The organism is Streptomyces yaizuensis (genome assembly GCF_034961445.1).
GTDB classification, from domain to species: domain Bacteria; phylum Actinomycetota; class Actinomycetes; order Streptomycetales; family Streptomycetaceae; genus Streptomyces; species Streptomyces yaizuensis.
Genome location: NZ_BSBI01000014.1, coordinates 1 through 14112, shown reverse-complemented (window position 1 = coordinate 14112; position 14112 = coordinate 1). Strand labels below are relative to the sequence as shown.

The following is a 14112-nucleotide window of genomic DNA, read 5'->3' as shown; positions in this document are numbered from 1 at the left end:
CTCAGTCGGTGAGGTAGTAGGCGGTGACTTCGAGCGCGGTCTCGACCACCTCGTACTCGGGGGTCTCCCATACTTCGGTGGTCTCGGGGGTCTCGGTGTTCATCGGCGCTGTCCTGCCTTCCTGGGGTGCGGGGGTGTGGGGAGTGGTGCAGGATGGTCGTGCGACGAAGCAGGGTGATATGGGTCTGTACGAGGCTGTACGGGCTGTGCCGATCGGTACGGACCTGATCGGTACGGGCCTGATCGGTACAGAGCTGTGCGGACCGGGGCGGCGGGGGACGCGCCCTGGACATCTGTTCACAAGGGCGACCAGAGTTCAGCCATGTGTGTCATAGGGTCGCCTCTTGCGGGGAACCGGTCAATGGCCCGAACGGGGTTCCGGTTCGGATCGCGCCATCCCCGCCCCCGGCCCCGGCCCTGTCCTCGTCGCCCGGGCGCCCCGGTCCCGGAGACCCCCGACGACGTAAGGATCTTCCGCTCGTGACCCAGGTTCCCTCGATCACGCTCAACAACGGCGTCGCCATGCCGCAACTCGGCTTCGGTGTCTGGCAGGTGCCGGACGACGAGGCCACGGCGGTGGTGTCGGCCGCGCTGGCGGCCGGATACCGCAGTGTGGACACGGCGTCCGCGTACCGGAACGAGACGGGGACGGGACGGGCGCTGGCCCGGTCCGGTGTCCCCCGGGACGAACTCTTCGTCACCACCAAGCTGTGGAACACCGATCAGGGGTACGACGCGACCCTGCGCGCCTTCGACGTCTCACTGGAGCGTCTCGGCCTGGACCGGGTGGATCTGTACCTGGTGCACTGGCCGATCCCCTCCGCCGGTCTGTACGTCGACACGTACCGGGCGCTGGAGCGGATCCTCGCGGACGGGCGGGCGCGGGCGATCGGCGTCTCCAACTTCCTGCCGGAGCACCTGGAGCGGCTCCTGGAGGAGACCGGGGTGGTGCCGGCCGTCAATCAGATCGAGTTGCATCCGCAGCTCCAGCAGGCGGCGGCGCGGGCCTTCCACGAGCGGCACGGCATCACGACCGAGGCGTGGTCGCCGCTGGGGCAGGGGCGGGGGCTGCTGGAGGTGCCGACCGTGGTGGCGATCGCGCACAAGCACGGGCGGACCCCGGCGCAGGTGGTGCTGCGCTGGCATCTCCAGCTCGGTGTCGTGGCCATCCCCAAGTCCGCGAACCCGCGGCGGATCGAGGAGAACATCGATCTCTTCGGGTTCACGCTGGACGACGAGGACCTGACGGCCCTGGCGGCACTGGACGAGGGCCGGCGCCTGGGCCCGGACCCGGCGTCCTTCAGCGGCTTCTGACCGCACACTCTCGTACACTTGTTTGAAAACGGCGGAAGCCGACGACCGAGGGGTACGGGAACGTGAGCGGGGCATTTCGACCGGGCCGCTACCGGGTGCGCAACGTCGGCAGCGGGCTGCTGCTGGAGGTCCTCGAAGGGCCGAAGGGCGTCGGTACCGTCGTCCAGCAGGGCGCGGACAGCGGGAGCGCCGCCCAGGAGTGGCGGATCGAGCCCGTCCCCAATGGGAACGGGCTCTACCACTTCACCAGTGTCGCCGGCGGCAGGCGGCTGGACGTGTCCAACGCGTCCACGGAGAACGGCGCCCGGATCCAGCACTGGCGGGCCAACAATTACGGCGCCCAGGAGTGGACCGTCGAACACCATCTGGACGCGCCGGGCACGGTCTCCATCGTCAGCTTCGTCAGCGGGCTGCTGCTGGAGGTGGCCGGCGGCAGCGGCGAGAAGGGGGCCCGGATCCAGCAGTGGGAGGACACCGACGCACCCGGGCAGCAGTGGCGGCTGGAGCCCTGCGACTGATCACCCCGGGCGTCAGCGGCGGGCGTCAGCGGCGGGCGAGGTGCACCGTGCGCACGGACAGCTGGTACAGGTCCGGCCGGAGGAACAGCCCCTGCGGGTCCTCGGGGTCGAGCAGCCGGTCCAGGACGGCGATGTCGTCCGCGGCCAGCAGCCCGCCCATCACCTCGCGCTGCCGGGTGAAGACGTGCACGAGGTGCTCGCGCACGACGGCCGGGACCGGCGCCGGGATGTCCAGCAGGAAGGAGCGGGTGCCCGCCGGGGCGAGGCCCGCGTCCGTGAGCAGGGTGCGCCAGTCCTCGGTCGTGGCGGTGGCCCCCGGCAGGGCGTCCCGCATCTTCTGGAACCACTCGGCGTGGGCGGCGTCGATCCGGGCCTCCAGACCCGGCCGGCCCATCCCGAGGTCCCGGGGCAGGGCACGGGACGGCAGCCCGCCCTCGACCACGGCGAGCAGCCCGCCCGGCCGCAGCAGCCCGCCGAGTTCCGCGAGGGCCGCGCGCTGGTCGCCGACGTGGTGGACGACGTTGCCCGCCCAGACCAGATCGGCGCCGCCCAGGTCGTCCCGCTGCCCCGGGCGGAGCGGCAGTTCGGCGTGGCGGCTTTCGAAGCGGTCGCCGTAGCCGCCGTGGCGGGCCCGGTCCGCCGCACGTTCCAGCAGCTGCGGTGTGGGGTCGACGGCGACCAGCGAGGCGTACGGGAAGGCCTCGGCGAGGACGGCCGTCAGCACCCCGGGGCCGGAGCCGAAGTCCACCACCCGGCGGACGGCGGGTACGGGCAGCAGCTCGCCCATCCAGTCGGCGGCCCGCCGGTACAGGGGGGTCTCCAGCTCGGCGCCGCGCTCCAGGAGCGGGGTCATCTCGTCCCAGTCCAGCAGGCTGTGGTCGTGATCATGAGTCATGGGGACATGGTGGACGCCTGCGGGGCGCGGGCGGAAATACCGTTGCCGTTCCGGCAACCCCGGGGTGCGGCGGGGTACTGCGGGTGGCGGGACACGGCGGACGGCGGGTACGGCGTCAGCGGCGGCCCCGGTACTCCTGCGGGCTGACGCCCCGGACCCGTGTGAAGGCGGCGCTCAGCGCGAACGAACCGCTGTAGCCCACCCGGCGGGCCACCGCGTCGACCGTCGCGTCCGTCTCCCGCAGCAGGTCGGCGGCGAGGTCCAGCCGGTGGCGGGCGAGCCAGCCCATCGGGGGCTCGCCCACGAGACCGGGGAAGCGGCGGGCGAAGTGCGCCCGTCACCGCCGGGGCCTTCACCGCGGTCCTGGCCGGGCTCGGGGTGCCGGAGCCGGAGGCCGCCTGGCTGACCGGGCTCTTCGTGGAGTTGATGGACGGTCACAACTCCGCCGTGACGGGCGATGTCGCCAGGGTTCTGGGGCGGGCGCCCCGGGATCTCGCGGAGTACGCGCGGGACGCGGCGGCGGCGGGGGTCTGGAAGGACTGAGCCGTACGGAGGCGACACCGGCCCGGGGTCGCCTCCGTACACCGGCCCAGGGTCAGTCGCTCGGGTCCGGGGACGGGTCCGGGGGGCGCGCGGCCAGGACCGTGTCGATCGTGTCCGCGTCGGCGGCGCGCTTGTCCGGGCGGTAGCGGACCACCCGGGCGAACCGCAGCGCCACCCCCGCCGGATAGCGCGGCGAGCGCTGCACCCCGTCGTACGCGATCTCCACCACCAGCTCGGGGCGGACCCGGACGGTGAACCCGTCGTCGGAGACGGCGAGTTCCCCCAGGCGCCGCGTCTGCCAGCGCAGTGTCTCGTCGGTGAGGCCCTTGAAGGTCTTGCCCAGCATGACGAAACCGCCGTCGGCGGCGCGGGCCCCGAGGTGGAGGTTGGAGAGCAGTCCGGTCCGGCGGCCATGGCCCCGTTCGGCGGCCAGGACGACGAGATCGAGGGTGTGCACGGGTTTGACCTTGAGCCAGGAGCGTCCCCTGCGGCCCGCCGCGTAGGGCGCGTCCAACGCCTTGACCAGGACGCCTTCGTGGCCCCGGCGCAGCGTTTCCGCGAGGAACTCCTCGGCGGCGGCGAGCTGCCGCGCGTCCTCGGGGTCGGTGACGACCATCCGGCCGACCCGCAGCGGTCCGGGCACCAGCCGCGCGAGCACGGCGTGCCGCTCGTCGGCCGGCAGGTCGACGGTCGACTCGCCGCCGGCGGCCAGCACATCGAAGAAGACCGGTGTCACGGGCAGTGCGGCGCGCGCGGAGCCGACATCGGTCCGGGAGCCCACCCGGGAGGCGAGTTCCTGGAAGGGCACCGGCCTGCCGTCCGCGCCGACCGCGATGGCCTCGCCGTCCAGGACGAACCGGTCGCCGTCGATCCGCAGCGCGGCCTCGGTCACCTCGGGCAGCCGATCGGTGATGTCGTCCAGGGACCGGGTGTGGACCCGGACGGTGCCGCCGTCGCGGTGCACCTGGATCCGGACCCCGTCGAGCTTCTCCTCGACGGCGCAGGGGACGCCGAGTCCGCGCACCGCCTCGGTCACCGACGGCGCCGTACCGGCGAGCATCGGCAGGACCGGGGTGCCGACCGTGAGCCGGAACCGGTCGAGGGCGGCGGGCCCCTCGGCGAACAGGGTGCCCGCCACCCGGGGCAGGGAGCCGTCCATCATGACCGCCCTGCGGACGGCGCTCGCGGGGGCGCCGGCCACGGCGGCGACGGCCTCCAGGGCGAGGGCGTCGAGCGCGCCCTGCCGCACCTCGCCGAGGAGCAGCCGGGTCAGGAACCGCTGCTCCTCCTCGGTGGCGGCGGCCAGCAGCTCCCGCACCAGGCCGACCCGTGCGGCCCGGGATCCGGGGCCCTTCAGTCCGGCGAGCGCGGTCAGCGCGGCGTCGGTCGCGGCGACGGTGAGCACGGGGTCGGCGGCGGGCGGCGGCGGGTCCTTGAGTGCGCTCCAGCCGATGCCGATGCGGCCCTGGGGGAGCCGGCCGGAGAGATAGGAGATGACGAGCGGGACGTCCTCGGGGCGGGTCTCGGTCTCGGCGAAGACCTCGGCCAGCAGGGCGGTCTTGCGGGAGCGGGCGGTGGTGGCGGCCACGGCGCGGGACACGCCGGCGATCCGTGCCAGTGTCACGCCGGCCGCCCCGGGCACTCCTGCCGCCCCGGCCGCACCGGTCGCACCGGGGGTTTCCCGCACTGCCATGCGCCCATGCTGCCCCGCCCCCGACCCTGCCGCATCCGGTGCCGCGCGGGGCCGAGTGCCTGTCCGGCGGCCCCTGCCGGGCTCGCGCGCCCCCTGGCACCGCACTCGCCAAGGGCCCGGCGGCCCGAGCGGCGGGAGCCGTCGGCCGCGCGGGCCTGCCACCCGTACGGCCTTCCCTGCCACGCGGCCACGCACCGGACGACGCGGGTCCACCGGCCCCGCCACCACCGGCCCACGCACCCGTCCGGCACGACGACGGCCCGGCCCTGCCACCACCGCGCGACCGGGCCGCCCACCCTCGTACCGAAGGACACTCCACTCCCCCACAGCCCGGCGGCGCCGAGCGGCGGGGGCCTGCCACCGCAGGAGGGTGGCCCAGGGGCAGGCACCGCACCCGGTCCCGCGCCGAGCCGCCTGCCTCTCGGCGCGCCCTGCGGCGGAGACGGCCCTGTCGTCGGGCACGAACGGCCGGGAGGCCGGGAGGCCGGGAAGCCGGGAAGCCGGGAAGCCGGGAGGCCGGGAGGCCGGGAAGCGCTCCGCCCGGTCGTTCCGGCGACCCGGGTGCCTGACACACGACCTGCCGACCCCTCCCGCGCCCAAGGGCCCCCGGGCAGGCCCCGTGCCGAACGGGCCCACGCGCGGCGGGCGGTGGCCCCGGCGGCCGAAACGCACGTCCCCGTCCCGGGGCCGCGATTTGCCCTTCCCGGTGGTCGCCGGGGCCTCGCCGGGCGGGCGGGCCACGGCGGGCGGAAGCGGGTACGGCATCGGGGACGGCCGGATCCGTACGGACGAACCAGCGGCGTTTCAGGGGGGTTTCGACGCGTACACGGCTTCCGCACCCCCTCAGGCTTCTGGTGTCGCCGGAGCCTGAGGCTTCCCAGGGGTGTCAGTGCCCCGTGACTTGGGAGACCGTCGTCCGCGAACACACTCGCACACAGTACGGTTACGCAGGGGGACGGCCGCCCGGCCCGCGATGAGCGGCGGGCAGGCCGGCGCCGCACCGGTCGGCCGGTGCCGGCAGGACGGGGACGCGGCTCGGACGGGGTGGGGTACGACGGTGCGCGGCGAAGTGGCACGGACGCGCCTATGGTGCGCGCTCCCGGGATACGGACGGGCCCCCGGGCCCCGGCTCCGCACCCCCCGGGAAGCAGGTTCCCAGTGAGTCGGATCAGTATGCTCCTCCCCGCCACGCTGCTGTTCGGGGCGTTCTTCCTCAAGCTGCCCGCGCTGCTGCGCCGGCCCCGGGACCTCCTGCTCGGCTCCGTCTGCGGCCTGCTCTTCCTGGCGGGGCTGGTCTTCCTCCTCGCGGCCGTGCCGACCCTCGAAGCCATCAACGAGTTCTCGGGCGTGCCCAATATCGCCGCGCCGGTCTTCTACTCGGTGCTGACCTCCGTCAGCTGCGCCTGTCTGGTGGTGCTGATCCTGTGGCGCGGCGGCGCCACGCCCCGGACCCGGCGGACGGTCCGCCGGTGGGTCCTCGCGTATCTGGGGGTCGCCGTCGCCATGAACGTCCTGTTCCTCCTCGGGGACGCCCCCGTCGAACGGCTGCGGGACTTCGACACGCACTACGCGACCACCCCGTTCATCCGCGAGATGATCGTGCTCTATCTGCTGGCGCACGCCCTCGCGTCGGTGGGGACGGCCGTGTTCTGCTGGCGGTGGGCCCGTCATGTCGTGGGGGTGCCGCGCGCCGGTCTCGTCCTCGTCGGCTGGGGCTATCTCGTCAACCTCGGCTACGACACCGCCAAGCTGGGCGCCGTCGCCGCCCGCTGGGCCGGGCGGGACTGGGACCGGCTGAGCACCGAGGCGGCCCCGCCGCTGGCCGCGCTGGGCGCCCCGCTGATCGCGGGCGGTTTCGTCCTGCCGCTGGTGGCACGGCACGTCGGTGACCTGCGGCGGGCCGCCCTGCGCTATCTGCGCCTCGGACCGCTCGCCCGGCTGCTGCGCCGTGCCGCGCCCCCCGGGAGCGCCGGTGTGACGATAGGTCCCTGGGCCTCGCTGGAGCTGCGGCTGATCCGCCGGGAGGCCGCGATCCACGACGGGATCATCGGTCTGCGGCCCTACTACGACGAGACGGTGTACGAGGAGGTCTTCGCGCGGGCGCGGGCGCAGGGGCACCCGCCGGAGCGGGCCGGTGTCATGGCGGACGCGGCGATGATCGCCGCGGCCGGGCGGGCGCGGGCGGCGGAACCGGGCCGGACCCTGCTCGGCGACGGGCAGGTGCCCATCCAGCCCGCCACCGGCCCGGACGACCTGGTCCTCATCTCGCGGGCGCTCCGGGGCCCGGCGCTGGTGCACCGGGCACGCAGACGGGCCCTGTCGGACGCCTGACTCGGACCGGTCGAACGCCTGACCGCGTCTGCCGGACCCGGCATGTGCCGCCCCGCACGCGGCCCCTGCCCCTGCCCCCGTCCCCGATCCGCTCCCCGGACCCGCTCCCGGGAGCGGCCCGTCCGGTCACCGGACGTACCTCCTCCAGGATCGCCGCCCGGCCCCACCCAGCGGTATTCCGCCAAAGGTCCTGCGTGTCCACGGCGCCCGGGCCACGCCTGCCGCCGGGCCGCGCGAGGGGCGGCCGATCTCGGCGACACGGCTCCCACCTGCGCAATCTTCCGCAGGTCGGCCCGGTGGGGAACCGACTCCGGTTGGCTGACACGCTGTGAGCCTGTCCGGAAAACTCGCAACGTCGCCAGGACCCCGTCAAGACGCGGCGATCGCTCTGTACGGTGTGGTGCCAGGCTGAGGCCACTGACCGACCCGGGGGAGAGTGTGCATTGGGCACCAGGAGCGCCATGCGCCGACTGCGCGACGACCTCGCACGCGCCCTCGACCAGGCCCGGCCCGCCGATGCGCAGGAGGTGTTCGCCGCGCTCTGCGCCCATCTGGGCGAGCGGCGCGGGCGCCCGGTGGTGCTGCGGCTGGTGGACTTCCCGCCGCAGACCGCGAGCGGGCTCTATCTCGACCTGGAGGACCGCGACGTCATCTGCGTCCAGGCCGGCACCCCGCCGCTCCATCAGCTGATCATCTTCGGGCACGAGGTCTGGCACATGGTCGCCGGGCACGGCGGACACCACGACAGCGGCCCGGCGGCGGCCGCGCGGCTGGCGGCCGAGAGCCTGCCGGGCCCCTCCCCCGAGCCGGGCCGGGACGCGCCGCTGGGCGCTGCCGTGCACAGCCTGGCGGCCCGTACCGACTTCCGGCAGGCCGAGGAGAACGAGGCGGAGGCGTTCGGCCTGGAGCTGGGCGCGCATCTGCGGCACTGGCTGGAGCGGGCGCCCGAGGCGGCAGCCCCCCGTACCTCCGACGCCCAGCGGATCAAGCACCTGCTGGGACACCACCGGGGCTGAACCCCATGCGCAACAGCGACTACTACGTCCCCACCGTCGCCCTGTTCATCGCCTTCGTGGCCAAGCTTCCCGCGGTGCGCCGGGGCCGGCCCGACCCGATGGTGCGGTCCGTACTCGCCCTCCTGTTCACGGCGGCCCTCTGCTTCTTCTTCGCCGCCCCGCCCACCATCGTCCGGGTCAACCGGATCACCGGGGTCACCAATCTGTCGGCGCCGCTGGTCTACTGCATCATGTGCGCCTTCAGCTGCGCGTGCATGGTGCTGATAGTGAACTGGCGGGGCGGCCCCCGGGAGCGGATCCGGCGGGCGTCGCTGACCTGGATCACGTTCTACGGGGTGGTGATCGCGGCGCTGCCGGTGCTGTTCGTCCTGGGCGACACGCCGGTGGAGCGGCTGCGGGACTTCGACACGTACTACGCGACCACCCCGTTCATCCGCGAGTTGGTGGTCACGTATCTGGTGGCGCACATCGTCTCCGCCGTGGTGACGACGGTGCTCTGTCTGCGCTGGGCGCGGGCGGTGGGACAGTGGCTGCGGCTGGGGCTGATCGTGCTGGTGGCGGGGCTGACCCTGAATCTCGCCTTCGGTTTCGCGAAGCTGACGGCGGTGGTGGTGCGGTGGACCGGCAGTGAGTGCGACGCGCTCAGCACCGCTGTGGCGCCGCCGCTGGCCGCGCTGGGCGGGCTGACCCTGACGGCCGGTTTCCTGCTGCCGCTGCTGGGGCCCCGGGCGGAGGGCCTGCTGCGCTCCTGGCGGGCGTACGGGCGCCTCGGCGCGCTCTGGCGGCAGTTGCGCCCGGCCCCCGGGGAGCGCCGCGAGGTGCCGCGTATTCCCTGGTGGGCCCCTGCGGAGCTGCGGCTGACGGTCCGGGAGACGCTGATCCACGACGAACTGCTGCGGCTCCAGCCCTATCTGGACGACCGGGTGCGGCGGCTGGCGTACGAGGCGGCGCTCGGGATCGGGGCGACGGAGCGGCGGGCAGGGATGACGGGCGTGGCGGCGATGGTGGTGGCCGCGGTGGAGGCGCGGCGCTCGGGTTCCTGCCCCGCGTCGGACGAGGAGCACTGTCAGGCGGGCGCGCGGGCGTTGACGGCGGAGCTGGGGCCGGGCCGGGAGCGGCTGGTGCGGTTGTCGGGGGCGCTGGGCCCGCTGCCGGAGCAGGACCACCGGCCGGAGGACCGGGCCGGGGACCGGCCGGAGGGCCGTCCCGGGGGCAGGTCGAAGGGCAGGTCGAAGAGGCGGGCGGAAGGCAGGACGCAGGGCCGGTGGGCATGGCGCCCTTCCGCCGGGCGGGCCGATCGCGCAGAATCCCCTGCGACCCCAGCGGGAGCCCCGGCACCGGGCCCTGCCCCCTCACAGAACGCGGAGACCCGTACGCGATGACGCGCCCCAGCCGCACCGCTTCCGTCCAGCCCCGCAGGGCCGTCGTGATCGGGGGTGGTGTCGCGGGGATGCTCGCGGCCGCCGCCCTGGACGGTTTCGCCGACGAGATCACGGTCGTCGAACGCGATGTGCTGCCCCCGGGCCCGGAGCCGCGCAAGTCGCTGCCCCAGGCCCGGCATACGCATCTGCTCTGGTCGGGCGGGGTGCGGGCGTTCGAGGAACTGCTGCCGGGCATCACCACGCGCTGGCTGGCGGCGGGGGCCCGGCGGATCGCGCTGCCGACGGGATTGGTGACGCTGTCGTCCAAGGGCTGGATACGGCGGTGGCCCGAGATGCAGTTCATGCTCGCCTGCACCCGCGATCTGCTGGACTGGGTGGTCCGGGAGCGGGTGCTGGAGCTGCCGGCGGTGTCGGTGCTCCAGGGGCACACGGTACGGGGCCTCACCGGCACCGCCGGGCGGGTGACGGGGGTGCGGGTGGGCGGCCCGGACGCACAGGAGCTGTCCCTGCCGGCCGATCTGGTGGTGGACGCCTGCGGGCGGGGCTCCCGGGCGCCGGCCTGGCTGCGGGACCTGGGGGTCGGCGACGTCGAGGAGGCGCGGGTCGACTCGGGTCTGGTGTACGCGACCCGGCTCTACCGGGCGCCCGCCGGGAGCGAGGACTTCCCCGTCGTCAACGTGCAGTCGGATCCGGGCAGACCGGTGCCGGGGCGGACGGCGACGCTGGTGCCCGTCGAGGGCGGGCGCTGGATGGTGACCCTGTCGGGCACCCGGGGCGGTGAGCCGCCGGCGGAACCGGAGGCGTTCGAGGCGTTCGCCCGGGACGCGGTGCGCCATCCCGTCGTGGGTGAGCTGATCTCCCGTACCGAACCGCTCGGGGACGTCGTGCTCTCCCGGAGCACGGTCAACCGGCGCCGCTACTTCGAGCGGGTGCCCCACTGGCCGGAGGGTTTCATCGCCGCCGGGGACTCGGTGGCCACCTACAACCCGGTGTACGGCCAGGGCATGACCGTGGCGGCGCAGGGGCTGGTGGGGCTGCGGGGGCTGCTGGGGCGGCTCGCGCTGGACGCGCCGGGGCTCGCCCCGGTGGCTCAGCGGTTCATCGCGGGCCCGGTGGGCACCGCCTGGGACCTGGCGACGGGTCAGGACATCCTCTATCCGGGGGCGGTGGGCCGGCGGCCGGGCCCCGGCACCGGTCTGGCGCACCGCTATGTGGACCGCCTGGTGCGCGCGGCCACCGGGCGGGCCCGGCTCACCCGCGCGTTCATCGACGTGATCACCCTCTCCCGGCCGGTCGCCTCCTGGCTCCACCCGGACGTCGTGGTCGGGGTGGTGCGTGGGCCGGGCCGGCGGCCGCTGACGGGGCCGCCGCTGACGGCGGAGGAGCTGCGGATCGCACGGAGCGGCAGCCGCGCGGCCATGTGACATACCTCACACCAACAGGGTCGTTCATCACGCAGTGGGCCGGGGGGCGGCGTGCGTCGTAGTTGTCGTCACCACGACGACACGCAGCCTCGACCCAGCAGCGAAGGAGCGGCGATGTTCCGCACCGTCGAACAGTCGATCCCGGCCCACCTCATCAGCGGGGCCCCCCGCCCGGCACCCATGACGGTGTGCCTGATCTACAGCGCCGCCGACCCGTTCGCGGTACGGATGGCGTTCCCGGCGGCGGTGGCCCTCAGCGGCACCGAGGTGACCTGGACCTTCGCCCGCTCCCTGCTCGACGAGGGACTACGGGCGGCGGCCGGCCGCGGCGATGTGCGGATCCGGCCCCGCGACAGCACACGGACCCTGGTGGAGCTGCGGTCCGCGGAGGGCACCGCACTGCTGCGGTTCCCCACCGGGCGGCTGCGGCACTTCCTGCTGCACGCCTACGCGGCGGTACCGGCCGGCACCGAGTCCTGCGCGGTGGACCTCGACGGCGGCCTGTCGGCGCTGCTGCGCGGGGCCCGGGACGGCCAGGACTGAACGCGGCGACAACCGGAGGCCGTACTACGGTCGGATCATGACTTCTGTTCTCTCCGACGCCCTCCCCGACACGCGTGTGGGTCCGCTGCTGCGCGGCTGGCGCGAGCGCAGACGGGTGAGCCAGCTGGAACTCGCCCTGCGCGCCGACTCCTCCGCGCGCCACATCAGCTTTGTCGAGACCGGCCGCTCCCGGCCCAGCGAGGAGATGGTGCTGCGGCTCGCCGAACACCTCGACGTGCCCGTCCGGGAACGCAACGCGCTCCTGCTGGCCGCCGGTTACGCGCCCCGCTACAGCGAGACCCCCATGGACGACCCGTCCATGGGGACCCTGCGGGAAGGCATCGACCGCCTGCTGCGCGGATACGAACCGTACCCGGCGCTCGTCGTCGACGCCCTCTACACGGTGGTGGCGGCGAACCGGGGCATCGAGATGCTGATGACAGGGGTGGCACCGGAACTGCTGACCCCGCCGGTGAACGTCATGCGTCTCACGCTCCACCCCCGCGGCCTCGCCCCGAGGATCCTCAACCTGCCCGAGTGGCGGGGGCACCTGCTGCACCAGATGGAACGTCAGATGGCGCTGCTCCGCTCGGACCCGCTGCGATCCCTGTACGAGGAGGTCGCCGCCTACCCCCTGCCCGCGGGGGCGGGCGACGACCCGCGGGCCCCGGGCGACCACCCCTCCTTCGCCCTGCCCATGGTGGTCGAACACCAGGGGCGGATCCTGTCGTTCGTGTCGTCCATCTCGACGTTCAACACCCCGATGGACGTGACCGTCGCCGAGCTGGCCATCGAGACCCTGCTGCCGGCCGACGAGGAGACCGTCCGGGCCCTGCGGGAACTCAGCGCCTGACCGCGCGCAGCGCCGTGTACTGGAGGACGGCGAAGAGGGCGACCACGACCGCCTGGAGCGGGATCCAGACCGCTCCGGCGGTGGTGGGGTCGAACCAGAGGACCGCGGAGACGAAGCTGAGCGCGGCGTACAGCAGATTCGCCTCGACGACGGCGCTCACCGCTCCCCCGGCGGGACTGCGGCGCCCGGCGAGGACCCCGAGGGCGACGGCGTACAGCACCAGGAAGACACCGAGTCCGAGCAGGAAACCGCTGTCCACGCCGAGGAACCGGCCGAGCGGTCCGGAGGCGGCGGCATAGGCCGCGCCGTTGACCCCGGTGACCACCGCGTCCAGGGCGAGGAAACGGCGGAGCGCGAGCTGCGGCTCGGTGGTGCGGGCGATGCCGGTGAGCAGGGTGGCGGACATGGCGGGCGGCCTCCTTGGGGCGCTTGGACCTGGACCCCGTGACGACGGGGGGACCGGAGCCCGGGCGGAGTGCGCCGCCCGGGTTCCGGTGGCTCCAGAGTGCTGCCCCGGTGGGGGGCCGGTCGATTACCCGGGAGGTCATGCCGGGCGACCGGGGCCCGTCGCGGCCGTCAGCGGCCACGCCCCGGATCGGCGTCGGGCGCGGCGGGGGCCGGCGGGGACCCCTCGGCCGGCGGCTGCCGGGTATCGGCGGAAGGCTGCTCGTCGGCGGGCCGGGCGGAACGGGCCACCTCGGCGCGGATCAGGGCGTTGAGCGCGGTGAACGGGTCGATGGGCATGGCTGTGCACCTCGTGCGTGTGGGGGGGGGCTGAACGCTGCTGCGGACGGACAGCGGCCCTCAGCAGCGCAGCACGGCGCGACGCACGGCCGGCGGGGGCGGCGGCAGCGGAGCCCTGCCCCTCCGGGCCGCCGGTGGCCCCTGCCGGGCGGGCAACGCCCAGGGCCCCGCGTCCGGCCCCGGCGCGCCGACACAGGCACGGGCCCGGCCGGACGCCGCCCCCGTCGCATCGCTCTCCTCCGGCTGCCCCGGCGCGTCGAACGGCACCGACACGGGCGCGGGCCGCCCGCTCTCCCCGACCGCGGTACCGGCCCCCTGCGCCAGGCCCACCAGGGCCAGGAGCACCACCAGTGCCAGGGGCGTGCCGCGCACCGCGAGGGCGCGGAGAGCGGTGGCCGGGAGCAGAGGCATGGGGTGTCGGACCTCCTCGACCTGTGACCCTTCCCCATGGCATCGTGGGCCGCCCGCCGTGGCGGGGGATTTCCGCTCCGGCGGGGTACGGGCCATCGGCCGAATGGCCCCGCGCCTGTCCGGGTTCGGCCTTGCGCAGTCCGCCTGCGTCGATACGGGGACATCGCGCTCGTCCGGGGCCGCGCCCTGCCTGACCCGTGTCGGTACGGGGTCCCGCACCCCTTTTCCCCCCGCCGGGGGTACGGTCCGCCTTCGCATGGTCCGTGGGTGGGGGTGCAGGGTCGCCCCCGCAGGGGATCGGCGGACCTACCGGCCCAGTGGGACAGCCGCTTCGCGCTCGCCGACCCCGAGGAGGTGAGCCCGGAGGCCCCGCCAACCCGCACCACCACCCGAGGCCGGGCCGACCCGCACAAATCCAGCCTCGCCGGCGATTGAGGCGCGGGGG

15 protein-coding genes and 1 pseudogene are annotated in these 14112 nt (G+C 74.7%); 9 read left to right on the top strand and 7 right to left on the bottom strand.

The features are described from left to right. Nucleotide 1: 1 nt before the first annotated feature. Complete coding sequence (gene pqqA, locus SYYSPA8_RS28745) at nt 2-103, bottom strand: pyrroloquinoline quinone precursor peptide PqqA (protein WP_323450289.1); 102 nt, start codon at nt 101-103, stop codon at nt 2-4. A 377-nt stretch (nt 104-480) separates the two neighbouring features. Between pqqA and SYYSPA8_RS28740 the strand changes: the two genes are divergently transcribed. Then, nucleotides 481-1314, top strand: coding sequence for an aldo/keto reductase (locus tag SYYSPA8_RS28740; RefSeq protein WP_323450288.1), 834 nt, complete (start codon nt 481-483; stop codon nt 1312-1314). Nucleotides 1315-1376: 62 nt separating this feature from the next. Then, a complete protein-coding gene (locus SYYSPA8_RS28735) occupies nt 1377-1832 on the top strand; it encodes an RICIN domain-containing protein (protein WP_323450287.1) in 456 nt (151 codons plus the stop codon). Between the two features lie 25 nt (nt 1833-1857). Here the strand turns inward: SYYSPA8_RS28735 and SYYSPA8_RS28730 are convergent, their stop codons facing one another. Beyond that, on the bottom strand, nt 1858-2727 hold the full coding sequence (locus tag SYYSPA8_RS28730) for a class I SAM-dependent methyltransferase (RefSeq protein WP_323450286.1): 870 nt from the start codon (nt 2725-2727) through the stop codon (nt 1858-1860). 115 nt (nt 2728-2842) lie between these two features. Continuing rightward, a pseudogene (locus SYYSPA8_RS28725) lies at nt 2843-3064 on the bottom strand (helix-turn-helix transcriptional regulator); the annotation flags it as partial. A gap of 41 nt (nt 3065-3105) precedes the next feature. Between SYYSPA8_RS28725 and SYYSPA8_RS28720 the strand changes: the two are divergent. Beyond that, entirely contained in the window at nt 3106-3270 is a 165-nt protein-coding gene (locus tag SYYSPA8_RS28720; protein WP_323450285.1) for a hypothetical protein, read from the top strand. A gap of 52 nt (nt 3271-3322) precedes the next feature. Here SYYSPA8_RS28720 and SYYSPA8_RS28715 read toward each other — a convergent pair whose 3' ends face one another. Next, a complete protein-coding gene (locus SYYSPA8_RS28715; protein WP_323450484.1) occupies nt 3323-4894 on the bottom strand; it encodes an ATP-dependent DNA ligase in 1572 nt (523 codons plus the stop codon). 1227 nt (nt 4895-6121) lie between these two features. Between SYYSPA8_RS28715 and SYYSPA8_RS28710 the strand changes: the two genes are divergently transcribed. The 6 genes from SYYSPA8_RS28710 (at nt 6122) to SYYSPA8_RS28685 (ending at nt 12512) form a co-directional block, all read left to right on the top strand. Continuing rightward, complete coding sequence (locus SYYSPA8_RS28710; RefSeq protein ID WP_323450284.1) at nt 6122-7294, top strand: MAB_1171c family putative transporter; 1173 nt, start codon at nt 6122-6124, stop codon at nt 7292-7294. Between the two features lie 461 nt (nt 7295-7755). Continuing rightward, the gene (locus SYYSPA8_RS28705) at nt 7756-8310 is read left to right on the top strand and encodes a hypothetical protein (protein WP_323450283.1); all 555 of its coding nucleotides are present in this window, start codon (nt 7756-7758) and stop codon (nt 8308-8310) included. Nucleotides 8311-8315: 5 nt separating this feature from the next. Continuing rightward, nucleotides 8316-9692 carry an MAB_1171c family putative transporter gene (locus tag SYYSPA8_RS28700; RefSeq protein ID WP_323450282.1) on the top strand — a complete coding sequence of 459 codons (1377 nt, stop codon included), beginning with the start codon at nt 8316-8318 and terminating at the stop codon, nt 9690-9692. Continuing rightward, nucleotides 9689-11116 carry a pyridine nucleotide-disulfide oxidoreductase gene (locus tag SYYSPA8_RS28695; protein ID WP_323450281.1) on the top strand — a complete coding sequence of 476 codons (1428 nt, stop codon included), beginning with the start codon at nt 9689-9691 and terminating at the stop codon, nt 11114-11116. Before SYYSPA8_RS28700 ends, SYYSPA8_RS28695 begins: the two co-directional genes overlap by 4 nt. A 114-nt stretch (nt 11117-11230) precedes the next feature. Further along, the gene (locus SYYSPA8_RS28690; protein WP_323450280.1) at nt 11231-11659 is read left to right on the top strand and encodes an SsgA family sporulation/cell division regulator; all 429 of its coding nucleotides are present in this window, start codon (nt 11231-11233) and stop codon (nt 11657-11659) included. A 37-nt stretch (nt 11660-11696) separates the two neighbouring features. Beyond that, complete coding sequence (locus SYYSPA8_RS28685) at nt 11697-12512, top strand: helix-turn-helix domain-containing protein (protein WP_323450279.1); 816 nt, start codon at nt 11697-11699, stop codon at nt 12510-12512. Here SYYSPA8_RS28685 and SYYSPA8_RS28680 read toward each other — a convergent pair. From SYYSPA8_RS28680 to SYYSPA8_RS28670, 3 genes are all read right to left on the bottom strand, one after another. After that, complete coding sequence (locus SYYSPA8_RS28680; protein WP_323450278.1) at nt 12502-12918, bottom strand: hypothetical protein; 417 nt, start codon at nt 12916-12918, stop codon at nt 12502-12504. The two genes, SYYSPA8_RS28685 and SYYSPA8_RS28680, sit on opposite strands and share 11 nt — an antisense overlap. A gap of 170 nt (nt 12919-13088) precedes the next feature. After that, entirely contained in the window at nt 13089-13256 is a 168-nt protein-coding gene (locus tag SYYSPA8_RS28675) for a hypothetical protein (RefSeq protein WP_323450277.1), read from the bottom strand. A 60-nt stretch (nt 13257-13316) separates the two neighbouring features. Next, nucleotides 13317-13667 (bottom strand): hypothetical protein, encoded by a 351-nt coding sequence (locus SYYSPA8_RS28670; RefSeq protein WP_323450276.1) that lies wholly within the window; start codon nt 13665-13667, stop codon nt 13317-13319. Nucleotides 13668-14112 lie beyond the last annotated feature (445 nt).